The organism is Streptomyces sp. NPDC111516, from assembly GCF_055635345.1.
In genome coordinates this window covers 141399-159059 of record NZ_JBVKBV010000003.1, presented here as the reverse complement: position 1 = coordinate 159059, position 17661 = coordinate 141399, and the positions used below count along the sequence as shown (strand labels likewise).

The window sequence follows — 17661 nt, the reverse complement described above, 5'->3', positions numbered from 1 at the left end:
ACCGAAACAGCCGGTCAGGCCACTGACCGCACCGCCCGTGTCATCATCCGGCCCGCCGCGCCAGCGCCAGGCGCGACCGCGTGAACGCCGCCGCGAGCGCGCCGGCCAGCAGCGGAACGCACACGACGAGCAGACCGATGGTCGCCCAGGGCAGCACGATCGGCGTGTACGCCGACTGCGTGGGATCGAGCCGCATCGACTTCAGCGCTTCCCGCAGATCGATGAGGCGCAGCGCCACCGCGGGCACCAGGCCCGCCAGTGTGCCGAGCACCACCCCCGTGAGCGCCACCACCACGCATTGGAAGCCGGACAGCTTCCGCCGCACGCTCGGAGGCGCACCCACCGCGCTGAGGGTGTTGAGGTCGGCTTCCGCGTCCGCCTTGGCCAGGCCCGTAGTGATCGCGGCCGCGCCCAGGGTCACCACGCCGGCGAACAGGGTCAGGATCAGCAGGGTGGTGTCCTGTTCCTGGCCAGGGCCGTAATCGGACTGCACCCAGATGCCGCCGCCGGCCTGTTCGATGGCACCGGCAACCCGCTGGTGCTCGGCGGCCTTCGGCGCATGGGCGACCGCATACACGCTCCCGGACGCCCTGGTGTGCAGGCCGAGCCGCTCTGCGGTCTTCTCCGGAAGGATCATGCGGATTCCGGGGGTGGCGGCGTACTTCGCGGGGGCCACGTACACCTTCAGCTTGTCCATGGTGGTCCGCGCCTTGCCCGGGTGCTGCGTCCCGTACTCCTTGTCCTTCTCGCTGTACCGGTGGACCGCCTTGACGGTGACCTCGCCGTTCTCCGCGTACACCGGGTTGAGCAGCACAGGAGTGCCCGCGGCCAGTGCCTTGGCGGCTGCGGGGTCGTCGAGCTTCACATACGTGTCGAGCAGGTCCGCGTCCGCGACGACGATGTTGCTCTCATCGGTGTTGAAGACACCCGACGCCATCAGGTCGCTGAGGCAGGCGGGGGAACGCATCAGCTTCTTGTGCTCGTCGGCGGAGAGCCGTGCGGCGAGTTCCTTGGCTCCCTTGCGGGTGAGCGGGCAGCTGTGGGCCTTGCCGGTGGGCTTGACCAGTTCCAGCGAGCCGCATCGGTTCTCCTCGTAGTTGTTGCAGTCGCTGCCTGCCCAGACCCGCCGGAAGTCCGCGTGCCCGCTGGTGACGGCCATGTTCCGCTCCACCGCCGTCCGTGCCAGCGGGAGGTGTTCGGCCGCCTTCTCGTCGGAGGACGAGACGACGATCGTGCCCGTGGCGAGCGAGGGGAGGTAGTTGTACTCGTACTCGGCAGTATGGCTGGACGTATACGTGGCGATGGCCACCGAGCCCGCGACCGCCGCCATCACCGCGGCGACGGCGGGAGCGGTACGACCACGGTTGCGGGCCGCGTCACGCAGCGCCATCCGGGGCGAGAGGGGCAGCCTCCTGCCGAGCCGTCCGAGGAAGCCGACGATCACCGGGATGCAGGCGAGCAGACCGAGTTCGGCGACGATCGATCCGCCGGCGACCAGTGTCGAATTCCCGCTGATGCCCCCGTAGCCGGCGATCGCGGCGCCGAACGCCAGCACGCAGGCGCCCAGGACGGGCAGAACCCGTGAGGAGCGGCGGACGCCGCGTCGTCCGGTGAGCGACTCCAGTACGGACTGCCGACTCGCCACGATCGCCGGGGCGAACGCCGCCAGCAAACCGGTGATCAAGCCGATCGCGGCGATGACCAGCAACTCCAGCGGCGGCATCGAGAGAGAGCCGAACCGGTGTCCGGCCCAGTTCTCGATCACGGGCTGGAGGGCCGCGGTGAGCCCGAGACCGACCACGACACCCGCCACCGCTCCGATGCCACCGAGCACCAGACCGCCACCGAGCACCACGGCCCTGACATGGCGCCTGTCTCCGCCGCAGGTGCCGAGAAGGCCGAGCTGGCGGCGGGAGCGGCGCGCACCGACTGCGAAGGCCGGTCCGGCGAGAAGCACGATCTCCAGGACCGCCATGGCGATCACGGTGACGAGTGCCGTGCTGAGCTCTCCGGAGCCGCTGTCGGCGATGTGCGGGTTCCTGGCCATCAGCGGGACCTCGGAGTCCGGCGGCGGGTCGAGGGCGACCTGCCGGGACGTGACGAGCACGCCCGACTTATTGGCCTCCATGATGTGCGGCCAGGTCACGCCTACCCCTGCGGGGCCTTTGACCAGCCAGTCCGTGGACCCGGCGTTCGGCGGAAGCACCTTCTTGTCGTGGTCGGCCCTGTTCTTCCACGGCGCGATGACCGCACCGGGGTCGGCGTAGAGCGCCTCGGTCTTCAGCTCGCTGGGCAGCTCGACCGCGCCGGTGATGGTGTACGTCCGGCCGGAGTTGCGCACGGTGGTGGTCGACCCGACGTGCAGTCCGGTCGCCTTCAGGAACGGCTCGGTGGCGGCCATCTCGCCCGTGCCGTGCGGATAGGCGCCGCGCACGAGGTCGATCTTGCCGCGGACCATCGTGTCCGACGTCCGGACCTCGACGATGTCGGTGTTCGTGATGCCGTACCGGGTGGTGACACTCGCCGGGACGGACTGGATGCTGATCGCCCGCGACCCCTTGGGGAACGTCGTCCTGATGTCGACCGGGGCGACGTCTTCCACGGGCGGCGTGTCGTCCACGCCCATGTAGATGTGGCTCACCGCTCCATCGGGGAGTTGCTCGATGGGCCCCATCATCTCGTCACTGAACAGTGCGTCGGCGGAGCCCATTTTGCTGGTCAGCTGCTCGGCGACGCTCGGCGTCATGCTGCGGTACGTCACATCGAGGGCCGTGACGCCGAGTACCGGTATCGCGATCATCGCGACCACCAGTGCGCTGCGGCCCTTGGCGCGCATCGCGTCGCGCCTGGCTATGCGGAGGGAGGCGCGCCAGCCCGTGAAGAGGCTCACTTGGCGCCCTCGGCGGCCAGCAGCGAGTCGGCGCCGGCGGTGAGCGTCTGGTCGACGAGCGAACCGTCCCGGAGGAACACGACCCGGTCCGCCCAGGCGGCGTACCGCGACTCGTGCGTCACCATCACGCCGGCCGCGCCCTGGTCACAGCGGTTGCGCAGCAGCGCGAGCACGGCCTCGCCCGTCTCGGAGTCGAGCGCCCCGGTCGGTTCGTCGGCGAGCACGAGGCGCCGGTCCCCCACCAGTGCGCGGGCGATCGCGACGCGCTGCTGCTGGCCGCCCGACATCTCGTCCGGGAACCGGTCGGCGATCTCCAGGAGCTTCATCTCCTCCAGCGCCGTCCGTGCCTCCTTGCGCGCCTTGCGCACGGAGACTCCGTCGAGCTCGCGCGGCAGGGCGATGTTCTCGGCGGCGGTCAGCGCCGGGATCAGGTTGTAGTCCTGGAAGACATAGCCGACGCTGCGGCGGCGCAGGGCTGCGACGCCCTTGCGGCCGAGGCCGGATATGTCCTGGCCCTCGATGATGACCTGGCCGCTGGTCGCGGTGTCGAGACCGCCGGCGATGGTCAGCAGGGTCGACTTGCCGGAGCCGGAGGGGCCCATGACGGCGACGAGTTCACCAGGGTGCACGGCGAGGTCGACGCCGCGCAAGGCGTGCACCTCGGCGACGCCGGTGCCGTGGGTGCGGGTGAGCGCTCGGAGTTCGAGCACCGGTGCGTCGACCGACAGCGGTGCGCCGGACGAGGACGCGGATCGGGACGGGGCGCGCGAGGACATGGTGGGTGGTTCCCCCTTGGAACGGGTCTGTGGGCCGACGGCGGCCCCGGGAGCGGTCCGTGGCCGGCACCGGGTGCGTGCGTGGACGGTCCGGGGTTTGTGCCGGGTGCCGGGTGGTCCGGGTATGTGCCGGGTGTACGCGGGTGGTTGGTGGTCAGCGCCGGCTGCGCGGACGGGCGATACGGGCAGGGGTGCGGCCGGCCGGGGTGCGGCCGGCCGTACGTACCTCGGGTTCCGGCTCCGTGGCGGCGGTTTCGGCGAAGCGGACCAGCCGGGACTCGCAGTGGTCCAGCCAGCGGACCTCCGCCTCCGCCTGGAAGATCAGCTGTTCCAGTACGAGCAGCCAGGCGACCTCGTCGCGGTTGGCCGGGACATCGGCGAGGGCCTGCGCCTTGAGGCGGGTGTAGTCCTGCATCGCCTTGAGGGTGTGGTGGCGCTGGGACTGGATGACGGCCCGGATGTCCACACCGGGCGCGCCGACCGCCATGGCGAGCTTGATGGCCAGCTCGTCACGGGGCGGACTGCTGCGGTCGACGGGCGTCTCGAACCAGTTGCGCAGCTCGGTGCGGCCGTCGTCGGTGATGGCGTAGAGGGCGTGTCCCTGGTCGTCCTCGTCGTCTTGGACGACCAGGCCGTCGCGCTCCAGCCGGCTCAGCGTCGTGTACACCTGGCCGACGTTCAACGGCCAGGTGGAGCCGGTGCGCGACTCGAATTCGGTGCGGAGCTGGGAGCCGTATCTGGGCCCCCCCTCCAGCAGGGCCAGTAGCCCGTGACGGATCGACATACTGAGTATGTATACCCAGTATGTTGCTCGGCGCAAGTCACGTTCGGAGTGCCTGCGCGCTGGTTGCGGGCCCGTGGTTCTCAGGCCGAGCGGCGCATACGGCGCATACGGAACGCGAGGAAGCCCAGTCCCAGCCCTATCAGCGCGATTCCCGCGCCCAGGGACACCTGCTGCAGGCGCCGTACGGCCGGCCTGTCGAGGGCCTGCGGTGCGGGTCGGCCGGGCTCCGGGGACGTGCTCGCCGCGGGTATCGCGGCGGGGACCGGCCCCGGATCGGTCGCCGTGGGCCGCATGTCGGACGTGTCGGGTACATCGGACCGGACGGGTTCCGCAGGTTCGGCGGGTTCGGCGGACGAGCTGCCCGCGGGTGCGAGCGGCCGCCCGGGCCGCAGCCGCCCCTCCCCGGCCTCGAATCCGGCGAGCGGGGACTGCGCTTCGCGGGGCGGCGACTCCGTGTCCGCGGCGGCGGAGGGCGACGGGCCGGAGGGGGAGGCCGAGGGGGAGCCGGATGCCGGGGAGGAGGGCAGGGGAGGCGCCGGGGGTGCGGGGGCGGCCGAGCTGCCGTCCGAGGGAGCGGCCGTCGGTATGTCCGAGGGTTCGGCCGAAGGGGTGGTCGACCCCTTGCCCGACGGCTGGGCACCCGGGGCGCCGGGGCCGGTGGAGGGGCGGGCGGAAGATGCGGCAAAGGTCCTTGCTGGAGGCGTCACCGAGCCGCCGGCCGCCCCCGGCGCCCCGCCGGGGGTGCGCCGGTCCGCGTGTGCCTGGCCCGTTGCGGCCCCCAGTGCCGCGCCCGCCGAGAATATGAGGCAGACCACGCACCTCGTGGACCGCGATGGAAGAAGTCCTTGAGCCATGGGGTCAGCGTCACATGTGACGATATGACCGGCATCTCGGATATGTGACGCCCCCGGGAGGTCGCCCGCGCCCCGCCACTGCCGCGCACGCGCGTACCGCGTCCGCTCAGGCCGGGTCGCCCGTCGCGATGCGGAGTTCGAAGTGGGCGCCCCTCTTGGGCACGGCGGTTCCGGAGGTCGGGAACTGGTCGATGACCTGGTCCTCCGCGTAGGTGTTCCCCGGCACCTTGATCTGCTTGATCGTCCAGCCCGCCGCATCCGCGCACGCCTTCGCGGAGAGGATGTCCTTGTAGAGGAAGCTCGGTGCGTCGACCATGTTCACGTCGTCGTTTTCCATGGGGTCCGTGCAGGCATCGGTCTTCATCGTCCGGTTCCGTTCCGGATCCTTGTGCTCGCTCGACGCCGACGACTCGCTCGGCGAGGCGCCCTTCGAACCCGGGTCGTCCTTCAGCGAGAGCACCGTGATCAGCCCGCCGATCGCGATCAGCGCGACGACGATCGAGCCGACTATCACCGGCATGTTCCGCCTGGCGTCGCCCCGGCCGGAGCCGCCCTGCGTCTGCGGCGTGATCGTGTACGGCGGCGGGGTCTGCTGCTGCATCGGGGACATGGGGGCCATCGGCGCCTGGCTCTGGTAGGCCGGAGCCGACTGCGGATAGCCGTACGACGGGGCCGGGGTGGGCGCCGGGGTCGGCGCACCGTACGGCCCCGACTGGTACGGGCCCTGCTGGTAGGGCGTCTGGACGTTCTGCGGCGTCGGAGTGGACTGGTCGACCGGCGGGAAGACCGCCGAGCCGACGCCCGAACCGCTGTTCGCCGGCGCGCCGCCGCCCGCGACGATCACCGGGGCACCCGTCTGCCCGCCCGCGTTCAGCACGCGCGCGATCTCGTCCTGCATCGCCGCGGCGCTGGGGAAGCGCTCGTTCGGGTTCTTCTTCAGCGCGCGGGCGACGAGCGCGTCCATCGCCGGGGTGATCGAGCGGTTGATGGTGGAGGCCGCGACCGGATCTTCTTGGACATGCGCGTACGCGATGGCGAGCGGCGAGTCGGCGTCGAACGGGATGCGCCCGGTCAGCAGCTGGAACAGCATGATGCCGACCGAGTAGAGGTCCGAGCGCGCGTCCACCCCGCGGCCCAGGGCCTGCTCGGGGGAGAGGTACTGCGGGGTGCCGACGACCATGCCGGTCTGCGTCATCGAGGTGACGCCCGACTGCATGGCGCGGGCGATGCCGAAGTCCATGACCTTCACGACACCGCGCTTGGTCACCATCACATTGCCGGGCTTGATGTCGCGGTGGACCAGGCCCATCTCGTGACTGGTGTCCAGCGCCGCCAGCACATCGGCCGTCACCTTGAGCGCCTTGTCGGCCGGCATCGCCCCGTAGTTCTGGATGTCCGCCTGGAGCACGGAGCCGAGCGGCTGCCCCTCCACGTACTCCATGACGATGTACGGCATCAGCGCGCCGCCGAGCTCGTCCTCGCCGGTGTCGAAGACCGAGACGATGTTGGTGTGCTGCAGTTTGGCAACGGCCTGTGCCTCGCGCCGGAACCGCTCGCGGAACGACTGCTCGCGGCCCAGTTCGGTGTGGAGAGTCTTGATCGCGACCTGGCGGTCCAGAGCGGCGTCGTACGCCAGATATACGGACGCCATCCCGCCTTCGCCGAGGAGGTCGCGAAGCTGGTATCGGCCGCCGGCGACCGAACCGCCCGCGTAGCGCCCCTGAGCGCCGTGTGCGCCGTCCTGGCTCATGACTTGCTTCCCCCTCGGCGCGCGACTGACGGGGTGATCCCCATTTACGCGCCAAGTCTGCCCGAGGGGTACGACACGTCAAGCCGGGTGCCCGTTCCGTGACCCTACGCACAAGAAGCGTCTCGGAAGCGTTACAGGATCCGCATCGAATTTGCGTGGGCGGCGCGCCGGGCGGTTGGATGACCGGTCCCTCTCGGGAACGGTGTGTCCGGCAGAGGCTGTAGCGTGACGTGGCAATGCAGCTAGACACCGTGAGAACCCGCGGACGCGCGGACAGATACGACGGCGAGGACTGATGGCACCCGATTCCGAAGCAAACGGCGGCGGAGTTTCGGATGGCACCGACTCCTGGGGCATCGGCGGCGTCGTCGGTGACGGGCGTTACCGGATGACCCACCGGCTCGGCCGGGGCGGCATGGCGGAGGTCTTCGCGGCCGAGGACGTCAGGCTGGGACGTACGGTCGCGGTGAAGCTCCTGCGTTCCGATCTCGCCGAGGACCCGGTCTCCAAGGCCCGGTTCACGCGCGAGGCGCAGTCGGTCGCGGGCCTCAACCACCACGCCATCGTCGCCGTGTACGACTCCGGCGAGGACGTGGTGGGCGGCCAGACCGTCCCCTACATCGTGATGGAGCTCGTCGAGGGCCGTACCATCCGCGATCTGCTCCTCAACGCCGAGGCCCCGCCGCCCGAGCAGGCCCTGATCATCGTCTCGGGCGTGCTGGAAGCCCTCGCGTACTCGCACCAGCACGGCATCGTGCACCGTGACATCAAGCCCGCCAACGTGATCATCACGAACTCGGGCGCGGTCAAGGTGATGGACTTCGGCATCGCCCGTGCGCTGCACGGCGCACAGTCGACGATGACGCAGACCGGCATGGTCATGGGAACGCCGCAGTACCTCTCCCCCGAGCAGGCGCTGGGCAAGGCCGTCGATCACCGCTCCGACCTCTACGCCACCGGCTGCCTGCTGTACGAACTCCTCGCGCTGCGGCCCCCGTTCACCGGCGAGACGCCGCTCTCCGTCGTATATCAGCATGTGCAGGACATTCCGGTCCCGCCGTCCGAGGTGCTGGACGCGGTGCCGCCGGAGCTGGACGGGCTGGTCATGCGCTCACTCGCGAAGGACCCGGACGACCGGTTCCAGAGCGCCGAGGAGATGCGCGGCCTCATCCAGTACGGCCTGCAGATGCTCCAGGTGCAGGGCGGCCACACGGGTACGTGGAACACCGGCCCGGTCGCGATGCACGAAGGCGGACACACTCCGGCCATGGGTATCGCCGGGGGCACGATGGCGATGGGCCACCCGCAGCACGGGGACACCTCGCAGGGCCCGATCCTGCCGCCGATGAACCCCGACGACGGTGGCTACGAAGGCGGACACCAGGGCGGTGGAGGCCGCGGCAAGCTGTGGCTGTTCGTCGTGCTCGCGCTGATCGCGATCGGCGCCGGTGTCGCCTTCGCGGTCAGTGCGGCGAACGGCGGCGGCACGAAGCACGAGAAGACGCCCGCGACGACCTCCAGTTCACCGTCCTCGCCGGAGAGTTCGCCCGCGCCGAGCGACCAGCAGAGCGAGCAGAGCCAACCGGAGAACTCCACCGGCAACCAGCAGGAATCACCGCCGAAGAAGCACTATTCCCCGCCCGTCACGCCGAGCCAGTCGTCCGAGGTGCCGTCGACCGAGCCGTCGAATCCGGCTACGGGTGGCAGCACCGACGGTGGCGCGGGTGCGACCGACGGTGGTACCGGGGCGACCGACGGTGGCACGGGTGCGACCGACGGTGGTACCGGGGCGACCGACGGTGGCACGGGTGCGACCGACGGCGGTACCGGGGCGACCGACGGTGGCACGGGTACGTCGAGCGGAACCTCTGCGGGCGCGGCCGGTTCAGCCGGCACCACCGCGGGCACCACCGCGGGCACCACCACCCAGTAGCCCCGCAGCGTTCACGGCGCGATCCCACTCCGTGAACGCGCGGGGTCTCACCCCGTGAACGCCTCGCACACCGCCTCGTACTCGCGGGTCCACCAGACCGCCAGGGCCGACACCGCAGGGAACTGCGGGTCGGCCCTTCGGTCGTGCAGGCAGTACCGCCAGCGCAGTATCCAGAAGTCGTTGAGCCGCTCCCACCACACGCGGTGTACCGCCGCGGCCAGTTCCGCCGCCCCCGCCCCGGCCGCCCGCCGGTAGGCCCCCGCGTACTCCCGAACCTTCTCCAGTTCCAGTTTCCCGGCCGGCTGCACGAAGAAGATCGCCGCGGCCCGCACCGCCTCCTCCGCGCGAGGCTGGACCCCCAGCCGGTCCCAGTCGAGGATCGCGACCGGCTCCGTGCTCCGGTAGAGGACGTTCAGCGGGTGGAAATCGCCGTGCACCCACCCGGTGGCCGGGATGTCGGGGGTGGGCGGCCTGCGGTCCGCATGCTGTTCCAGCAGGGCCCGCCGCTCCAGGAGGCGGTGTTCGGCCAGTTCGTCGAAGGAATCCCGGGGGCGGCGGCCGCGCGCGGCCGCCAGCAGGTCTTCGATCAGCGTGAACGTGTCGGCGGGGTCGGGGCTCCGGTACCCGCCGGACCGCCCCGCGAGTCCCGTGCCCGCCTCCATGACCTGTTCGAGCCCGGTGTGCACGGCCCCGAGCAGCGCCCCGAGCCGCTGCGACTGGGCGGCGGTGAGCTGGGCGCCGGCCCGGTGCAGCCCGTCGACCCAGGGGTGCAGGGCGTAGCAGCGGCCGCCGATCTCCGTCACCGTGTCGCCCTCGGTGTCCTCCACGGGCGGGGCGACGGGCACGCCGAGTGACTGGAGCCGCTGGGTGGCGCGGTGCTGGCGGACGATCGTGGCGCGGTCGCCGGTGGAGTCGTCGAGGTGGTGCTTGAGGAAGTAGTGGCCGCGGGTGGTGGAGACGCGGTAGCCGTGGTTGAGGAGGCCCTGGGTGACGGGCTTGCAGGTGAGGGGCTCACCGGCATCCGGGTAGCGGCGCAGCACCTCGTCCACCGGAGGAACGGGCGGGCGGGGCACTGCTGAACGGGGCGCGGAGGAGCACAGCACCTCGCCGACCGGCGGAGCAGACGGAAGGGTTACAGATGAGCGCGGCACTCACCAGATGTTAGATCACGCTGCGTTGCGGCTCGGCTGACTTGCGTGGGAGGCCCAGAGTGTGCACGGAGACGAAGTACGGGTCGACCCCGAGGTAGGCCGGGGCGAAGGGCTCCCCGTTCATCCGGGTGGGGGCGGCGCCGAAGCGCTCCCGCTGCTCGGGGGTCGGGTGCACGATCTCGGCGGGGCCGGTGAACTGCACGGACCACAGTTCGCCGTCGTCCTCCGAGGGCGTGGTGTTGAAGTTGTCCGCTCCGTACGCCACGACCGTGCCGTCGCAGGCCTCGTGGTAGCCGAGGCCGCCGTGCATCCGCAGCACGACGCGGCCGTCGACCACGATGTGGCGGGCGATCGCCAGTATGGGGAGGGCTCGCATGCTCGTCGCCAGCCGGCCGTACGGGACGCGGCCGAGCAGATCGATCGCGTGGAGTTCCTCAGAGGACATGCCCACCACTCTCCGCCACCGGGGAGACCGTAGAAAGAGGCCGCGGCCCCAGGTGGTCCGGGACCAAAGTCCCGGAGATCACCGAGGACCACGGCCGCTCCGTGCGCGTCTTGGTTCTTCCGGCGTACGGCGCCGGCCCGCCGTTCAGCCCTTCTCGGCCTGCAGCCTGGCCACGTACGCGGCGGCCTGCGAGCGCCGTTCCATGCCCAGTTTGGAGAGCAGACTGGAGACATAATTCTTGATCGTCTTCTCGGCGAGGTGCAGCCGCTCGCCGATCGCCCGGTTCGTCAGCCCCTCCCCGATCAGATCGAGGATCTTGCGCTCCTGATCGGTGAGACTGTCGAGCTTGTCGTCGCCCCGGCCCTTCTTTCCATCACGCAGCCGCTCCAGCACACGGGCGGTCGCGACCGGGTCCAGCAGCGATTTCCCGGCCGCCACATCCCGTACCGCCCTCAGCAGTTCGTTGCCGCGGATCGCCTTCAGCACATACCCCGAGGCGCCCGCCATGATCGCGTCGAACAGCGCCTCGTCATCGGCGTACGAGGTCAGCATCAGGCATTTGATGCTCTCGTCCTGGGAACGGATCTCCCGGCAGACCTCCACTCCGCTCCCGTCCGGCAGCCGTACGTCGAGCACCGCCACATCGGGCCGGGTCGCGGGGATGCGGACCAGCGCGTCCGCCGCCGTGCCGGCCTCGCCGACGACCTCGATGTCGTCCTCGACCGAGAGCAATTCATGGACTCCGCGCCGGACGACTTCGTGGTCGTCCAGCAGAAAAACGGTGATTTTTCCTTGTTCGCGCACAAAATGCAGTCTCACACACTCGCCTCTTCCCTGCCGCCGAACGGCGGGATAACGTGCCGTTGTTCCGGCGGCCTGCAAGGCTGTTCCCAGTGCTGTGACCAGCGAGAGTTCCCGTCTTTTTCGATTTACTTGGAAATCCAAGCAAAATCGCAGGTCAGATAGGGTTTCGCAGTTATGCGGCGTACTGGGTAACGTGCTTTTGGCAGGGCGCTCGCCGGGGCACCTGTCACGCCTGTTCCCGGACCGAGCGGCACCCACCCCGTGCACGGGTACGGACACAGGCGAGCCGCACTGGCTTCCCGGCAGACCCCGGGGGCCGGACCGACGGAGGAGCACGCACGTGACCGTGGAGAGCACTGCCGCGAGCAAACCGCGACGCAGCAGTAAGCGGACCAGCGCCGTGAAAACGCCCGCTAGGACGTCCGCCAAGACGCCCGCCAAGACGCCACAGAGTTCCGAGCCCGAGCTCGTACAGCTGCTGACGCCCGAGGGCGAGCGCGTGGAGCATCCGGACTACGGGATCGATCTGACCGCCGAAGAACTGCGGGGCCTGTACCGGGACATGGTCCTGACCCGCCGATTCGACGCCGAGGCCACCGCCCTGCAGCGCCAGGGCGAGCTGGGCCTGTGGGCCTCGCTGCTCGGCCAGGAGGCCGCCCAGATCGGCTCCGGTCGGGCCCTGCGCGACGACGACTACGTCTTCCCGACGTACCGCGAACACGGCGTCGCCTGGTGCCGCGGGGTCGACCCGACCAATCTGCTCGGGATGTTCCGCGGTGTGAACCACGGCGGCTGGGACCCGAACAGCAACAACTTCCACCTGTACACGATCGTCATCGGCTCGCAGACCCTGCACGCCACCGGCTACGCCATGGGCGTCGCCAAGGACGGCGCGGACTCGGCCGTGATCGCGTACTTCGGCGACGGCGCCTCCAGTCAGGGAGACGTCGCCGAGTCCTTCACCTTCTCCGCGGTCTACAACGCCCCGGTCGTCTTCTTCTGCCAGAACAACCAGTGGGCGATCTCCGAGCCGACCGAGAGGCAGACCCGCGTCCCGCTCTACCAGCGCGCGCAGGGCTTCGGCTTCCCCGGAGTCCGGGTCGACGGCAACGACGTACTCGCCTGCCTGGCCGTCACCAGGTCGGCGCTGGAACGGGCCCGCCGGGGGGAAGGGCCCACGCTCGTCGAGGCGTTCACCTACCGGATGGGCGCGCACACCACGTCCGACGACCCGACGAAGTACCGGGCGGACGAGGAACGCGCCTCCTGGGAGGCCAAGGACCCGATCCTGCGGCTGCGTACCTACCTGGAGAAGCAGGGCAGCGCCGACGAGGCGTTCTTCACCGCCCTGGAGGAGGAGAGCGAGGCCCTCGGCAAGCGGGTGCGTGAGGCGGTACGGGCGATGCCCGATCCGGACCGGATGGCGATCTTCGACCACGCCTACGCCGACGGGAACCCGCTCGTCGACGAGGAGCGCGCCCAGTTCGCCGCCTACCAGGCATCGTTCGCCGATTCCGACTCCGCCGAGGAGGGCAAGTAGCCATGGCCATGGAAAAGATGTCCATTGCGAAGGCTCTCAACGAGTCGCTGCGCAAGGCTCTCGACACCGACCCCAAGGTCCTCATCATGGGTGAGGACGTCGGCAAGCTGGGCGGAGTGTTCCGGATCACCGACGGACTCCAGAAGGACTTCGGTGAGGACCGGGTGATCGACACCCCGCTCGCCGAGTCCGGCATCGTCGGTACGGCGATCGGACTGGCCCTGCGCGGCTACCGGCCCGTCGTGGAGATCCAGTTCGACGGTTTCGTCTTCCCGGCGTACGACCAGATCGTCACGCAGCTCGCGAAGATGCACGCCCGGGCGCTCGGCAAGATCAAGCTGCCGGTCGTCGTCCGGATTCCGTACGGCGGCGGCATCGGTGCCGTCGAGCACCACAGCGAGTCCCCCGAAGCCCTGTTCGCGCACGTCGCGGGCCTGAAGGTGGTCTCGCCGTCGAACGCGAGCGACGCGTACTGGATGATGCAGCAGGCCGTCCAGAGCGACGACCCGATCATCTTCTTCGAGCCGAAGCGCCGCTACTGGGACAAGGGCGAGGTCGAGACCGACTCCATCCCCGGTCCGCTGCACCGGGCCGCGGTGGCGCGTACGGGCTCCGACCTGACGCTCGTCGCGTACGGGCCGATGGTGAAGGTCTGCCTGGAAGCGGCCGCGGCCGCCCAGGAGGAGGGCAAGTCGATCGAGGTCCTGGACCTGCGCTCGATGTCCCCGATCGACTTCGACGCCATCCAGACCTCGGTCGAGAAGACCGGCCGGCTCGTCGTGGTCCACGAGGCGCCGGTGTTCTACGGCTCCGGGGCGGAGATCGCCGCCCGGATCACCGAGCGCTGCTTCTACCACCTGGAGGCACCGGTGCTGAGGGTCGGCGGCTACCACGCCCCGTATCCGCCGGCGCGGCTGGAGGACGAGTACCTGCCGGGTCTCGACCGTGTGCTCGACGCCGTCGACCGTTCGCTGGCGTACTGAGGACTGGGGCGTGACAACGATGACCGACACTTCCAACGCTGCTCGCTTCCGTGAGTTCAAGATGCCCGACGTGGGCGAGGGACTGACCGAGGCCGAGATCCTCAAGTGGTACGTCCAGCCCGGCGACACCGTCACCGACGGCCAGGTCGTGTGCGAGGTCGAGACGGCGAAGGCGGCCGTGGAGCTGCCGATTCCGTACGACGGGGTGGTGCACGAGCTGCGCTTCCCCGAGGGCACGACCGTCGACGTCGGCCAGGTGATCATCGCGGTGGACGTGGCCCCGGGCACCGGTGACGCGGCCTCGGCGCCCGAGCCGGCCGCGCGGCCGGAACCGGAGCCCGAGGCTCCCAAGGGCCGTCAGCCCGTCCTCGTGGGGTACGGCGTCGCCGAGGCCTCCACGAAGCGGCGCGCCCGCAAGGGCGCCGAGGCGCCGACGCCCGTCGCGGCAGCCGCGATCCAGGGCGAGTTGAACGGCCACGGCGCCATGGCCGTCCGGGAGAGCAGGCCGCTCGCCAAGCCGCCGGTGCGCAAGCTGGCCAAGGACCTGGGCATCGACCTGGCGACGGTCGTCCCGACCGGCGAGGGCGGGATCATCACCCGCGACGACGTGCACGCTGCGGCCGCGCCCGTACCGGCCCAGGCGCAGGCCCCCGTCATCCCCGCACCGGTGCAGGGCGCTCCGGCCCCCGAGGCACCGGCCGCCGCCGCGGGCGCGCGGGAGACCCGTATCCCGGTCAAGGGCGTACGGAAGGCCATCGCCCAGGCGATGGTCGACAGCGCCTTCACCGCGCCGCACGTCACGGAGTTCGTGACCGTCGACGTGACGCGCACGATGAAGCTGGTGGCGGAGCTCAAGGAGGACAAGGACATGGCAGGGGTCCGGGTCAACCCGCTCCTGATCATTGCCAAGGCGCTCCTCGTCGCGATCAGGCGCAACCCGGAGGTCAACTCCGCCTGGGACGAGGCGAACCAGGAGATCGTGCGCAAGCACTACGTCAACCTGGGCATCGCCGCCGCCACCCCGCGCGGTCTGATCGTGCCGAACATCAAGGACGCGCACGACAAGACACTGCCGGAGCTCGCCGCGGCTCTGGGCGAGCTGGTCTCCACGGCGCGTGAGGGCAGGACGTCCCCGGCGGCCATGGCGGGCGGCACGGTGACGATCACCAACGTCGGCGTCTTCGGCGTCGACACGGGTACGCCGATCCTGAACCCGGGCGAGTCCGCGATTCTCGCGGTCGGCGCGATCAAGCTCCAGCCCTGGGTCCACAAGGGGAAGGTGAAGCCCCGCCAGGTCACCACGCTGGCCCTGTCGTTCGACCACCGTCTGATCGACGGCGAACTCGGCTCCAAGTTCCTGGCGGATGTCGCCGCGATCCTGGAGCAGCCGAAGCGGCTGATCACCTGGGCGTAGGGGTTTTGGCGGTACGTGTGTCGAGTGGGCCCGCGCGATGTTCGCGCGGGCCCACTCGCGTGTCCGGCGCCGGTCGCCGCACGGCGAGTTCGGCGAAGACGGTCTTGCCGACGGTGCGGGGAACGGGTCCTGGGACGACCCCGATGAGATCGAACCCTTCGTCGAGTCCAGGATGACGCGGCAGGCGCGGTCGAGTGGCGTTCGGGATCGTGGCCGGGCGCGCGACTGCGGAGTCCGCACTCGCCGCGCGAGGCGGGTCGAGGAGGGCACGCCACCGGTTGTGGTCAAGCTCCGCCGGGTTACGGGTCTGTCCCGGCGGACGACGGCCGCGAACAGGTGCGGAACGGTGGCGGGAACCGCCGAGCCGGCTGGCCGGCGGCGTGCCCCGGCGCGGTGCGCCCGGTGGGGGGTGCGCGTTGTGCCTGGCTGTGCGTGTAACAGGCCTGTATTAGGGGTGGTTGGGCGGAACGGTTCACCGGGCCGGGCGGGTCTTGGCAATCACAAACGCTCGCTCGTACAGGCTCGTACCGAGCAGCCCGTACCCCCCACCGACATTGAGGAAGAAACGATGCGCGTTCGCAAGCTCACCTTCGCCGCCCTGGCCGTTGTCGCGGGTCTCTCGCTCACGGCCTGCCAGAACGGCGACGAAGACATGGGACAGACCGACTCGTCGTCCGCGTCCAATGCGTCTTCCTCGTCCTCCTCGGGCGGGGGTTCGGGCTCGGGCGGTTCGGATCAGGGCGACGGGAAGGACTCCGCAGGGAAGAGCACGGGCGGGCAGGGCACGGCCGCCGGGACCGGTTCCAACGAGAACGGCAAGGTCGGCAAGTGCCGCACCGACGAGCTGGAGATCACGGCGATGGACAGCACCATCGACGGCGACTCCGATGGGACCGTCGCGGTGGAGCTGAAGAACGGCGGCGGCCGGGACTGCGTGCTCTCCGGGTACGCGGGCGTCGACCTGAAGACCAGCTCGGGGTCGCTGTCCGCGACGCGCACGGGTGAGAAGGCCACCCCGATGACCCTCAAGGACGGGAAGTCGGTGTACTTCGGCATCAACTACCCGATCAACAAGTCGGGAGGCTCCGGGGTCCGCATCACGGGGCTGGTGGTGACGCCGCCGGACGAGACGAAGTCGGTCACCCTCGACTGGCCGGGCGCCGCCACGCTGCCCGTCACGGACGGCTCCGGCTCCCAGGTGAAGGTCGGCCCGATGGGGAGCGCCGGTCAGGGCGGCTGACCCGCACGCCCCGGTACTCCGGCCGGACTTCGGTGTATGTCCCCAGGAGCCGGCCTCGCGAGTCGGCCGGATCCACCTGGCGGTACGCGAAAGGGCCCGGCGCACGTCAAGGTGATGTGCGCCGGGCCCCTCTTTGCCCGCAGTCGGGCGGGACTACTTCTTGAAGCTGTAGTCCATGATCTTCTTCATGTCCGCGGTGCGGGTGGTCGCGCTGGTGGAGGTGAGCACCGTGCCGATGACCGTCTTGCCGTTGCGGGTCGCGGCGAAGACCAGGCAGTACTTGGCCGTCGGGCCGGAACCGGTCTTCACGCCGATCGCGCCGCTGTAACTGCTGAGCATCGTGTTGGTGTTGGACCACGACATGTAGCGGTAGCCACCGCTCTTCGTGGTGACCTTCTGCTTGGTCGACTTGGTCTTCACGACCGCGCGGAACGTGGAACTCTTCATCGCGTTGCTCGCGAGCTTCGTCAGATCGCGCGGCGTCGAGTAGTTCGAGCCGTTCCCTATGCCGTCGAACGAGTCGAAGTGGGTGTTCGTCATTCCGAGGGACTTGGCCTGGGCGTTCATCTTGCCGATGAACGACGTCACGCGGGCCGCACGGGTGGTGCCGGAGCCGAACTTGTCGGCCAGCGCGTACGCGGCGTCGCAGCCGGACGGCAGCATCAGGCCGTAGAGCAGCTGGCGGACGGTGACCTTGTCACCCACGATCAGGTGGGCCGACGAGGCGCCCTTGGAAACGATGTAGTCGCTGTATGCCTTCTGGATCGTGACCTTGGAATCCAGGTTGAGATTCTTCTGTGCCAGGACGACCTTGGCAGTCATGATCTTGGTGGTGGAACCGGTGGAGCGACGGGTGTCCGCGGCCTTGGAGTACAGGGTCTTCGCGGTGCCGTTGTTCATCACGTAACCGCCCTTGGCGGTGATCGTGGGAGTGGGCAGCGTCGCGGCCTGTGCCGTGGAGGCGAACGCGCTGCCCGCGATGACAGCACCCGCGGTGAGGGCCACGGTGGCAGCGGCCGAAACGCGGTTTATGCCCTTGATTCCGATTTTCAACTTGAATGCTCCAAATGCCCCTGGAATGCGGCCACATGAGGGTG

14 protein-coding genes are annotated in these 17661 nt (G+C 69.9%); 5 read left to right on the top strand and 9 right to left on the bottom strand.

Annotation, left to right across the window (positions count from 1 at the left end):
• Nucleotides 1-43: 43 nt before the first annotated feature.
• The 5 genes from ACZ7L9_RS08685 to ACZ7L9_RS08665 form a co-directional block, all read right to left on the bottom strand.
• On the bottom strand, nt 44-2890 hold the full coding sequence (locus tag ACZ7L9_RS08685) for an FtsX-like permease family protein (RefSeq protein ID WP_471413740.1): 2847 nt from the start codon (nt 2888-2890) through the stop codon (nt 44-46).
• Nucleotides 2887-3666, bottom strand: coding sequence for an ABC transporter ATP-binding protein (locus tag ACZ7L9_RS08680; protein ID WP_471413738.1), 780 nt, complete (start codon nt 3664-3666; stop codon nt 2887-2889). Before ACZ7L9_RS08680 ends, ACZ7L9_RS08685 begins: the two co-directional genes overlap by 4 nt.
• A gap of 154 nt (nt 3667-3820) precedes the next feature.
• Nucleotides 3821-4450, bottom strand: coding sequence for a PadR family transcriptional regulator (locus ACZ7L9_RS08675; RefSeq protein WP_471413736.1), 630 nt, complete (start codon nt 4448-4450; stop codon nt 3821-3823).
• A gap of 80 nt (nt 4451-4530) precedes the next feature.
• Nucleotides 4531-5265 (bottom strand): hypothetical protein, encoded by a 735-nt coding sequence (locus ACZ7L9_RS08670; protein ID WP_471413734.1) that lies wholly within the window; start codon nt 5263-5265, stop codon nt 4531-4533.
• Nucleotides 5266-5410: 145 nt separating this feature from the next.
• Complete coding sequence (locus ACZ7L9_RS08665) at nt 5411-7054, bottom strand: protein kinase domain-containing protein (RefSeq protein WP_471413732.1); 1644 nt, start codon at nt 7052-7054, stop codon at nt 5411-5413.
• Between the two features lie 295 nt (nt 7055-7349).
• Here ACZ7L9_RS08665 and ACZ7L9_RS08660 point away from each other — a divergent pair, with 295 nt between their 5' ends.
• Complete coding sequence (locus tag ACZ7L9_RS08660; RefSeq protein ID WP_471413730.1) at nt 7350-8987, top strand: protein kinase domain-containing protein; 1638 nt, start codon at nt 7350-7352, stop codon at nt 8985-8987.
• A gap of 47 nt (nt 8988-9034) precedes the next feature.
• Here ACZ7L9_RS08660 and ACZ7L9_RS08655 read toward each other — a convergent pair whose 3' ends face one another.
• The 3 genes from ACZ7L9_RS08655 to ACZ7L9_RS08645 form a co-directional block, all read right to left on the bottom strand.
• Complete coding sequence (locus tag ACZ7L9_RS08655) at nt 9035-10027, bottom strand: phosphotransferase (protein ID WP_471414114.1); 993 nt, start codon at nt 10025-10027, stop codon at nt 9035-9037.
• 121 nt (nt 10028-10148) lie between these two features.
• Nucleotides 10149-10583, bottom strand: a complete 435-nt coding sequence (locus ACZ7L9_RS08650; RefSeq protein WP_471413728.1) for a pyridoxamine 5'-phosphate oxidase family protein — start codon at nt 10581-10583, stop codon at nt 10149-10151.
• A gap of 144 nt (nt 10584-10727) precedes the next feature.
• Nucleotides 10728-11387 (bottom strand): response regulator, encoded by a 660-nt coding sequence (locus ACZ7L9_RS08645; protein WP_471413726.1) that lies wholly within the window; start codon nt 11385-11387, stop codon nt 10728-10730.
• Between the two features lie 340 nt (nt 11388-11727).
• Between ACZ7L9_RS08645 and pdhA the strand changes: the two genes are divergently transcribed.
• The 4 genes from pdhA to ACZ7L9_RS08625 all read left to right on the top strand — a co-directional run bounded on the left by pdhA (nt 11728) and on the right by ACZ7L9_RS08625 (nt 16564).
• The gene (gene pdhA, locus ACZ7L9_RS08640) at nt 11728-12927 is read left to right on the top strand and encodes a pyruvate dehydrogenase (acetyl-transferring) E1 component subunit alpha (RefSeq protein ID WP_471413724.1); all 1200 of its coding nucleotides are present in this window, start codon (nt 11728-11730) and stop codon (nt 12925-12927) included.
• A gap of 2 nt (nt 12928-12929) precedes the next feature.
• Nucleotides 12930-13910, top strand: coding sequence for an alpha-ketoacid dehydrogenase subunit beta (locus ACZ7L9_RS08635; RefSeq protein ID WP_471413722.1), 981 nt, complete (start codon nt 12930-12932; stop codon nt 13908-13910).
• 10 nt (nt 13911-13920) lie between these two features.
• A complete protein-coding gene (locus ACZ7L9_RS08630; protein WP_471413720.1) occupies nt 13921-15324 on the top strand; it encodes a dihydrolipoamide acetyltransferase family protein in 1404 nt (467 codons plus the stop codon).
• A gap of 568 nt (nt 15325-15892) precedes the next feature.
• Nucleotides 15893-16564 carry a DUF4232 domain-containing protein gene (locus ACZ7L9_RS08625; protein WP_471413718.1) on the top strand — a complete coding sequence of 224 codons (672 nt, stop codon included), beginning with the start codon at nt 15893-15895 and terminating at the stop codon, nt 16562-16564.
• A gap of 153 nt (nt 16565-16717) precedes the next feature.
• Here the strand turns inward: ACZ7L9_RS08625 and ACZ7L9_RS08620 are convergent, their stop codons facing one another.
• Nucleotides 16718-17617 carry a D-alanyl-D-alanine carboxypeptidase family protein gene (locus ACZ7L9_RS08620; RefSeq protein ID WP_471413716.1) on the bottom strand — a complete coding sequence of 300 codons (900 nt, stop codon included), beginning with the start codon at nt 17615-17617 and terminating at the stop codon, nt 16718-16720.
• Between the last annotated feature and the right edge of the window lie 44 nt (nt 17618-17661).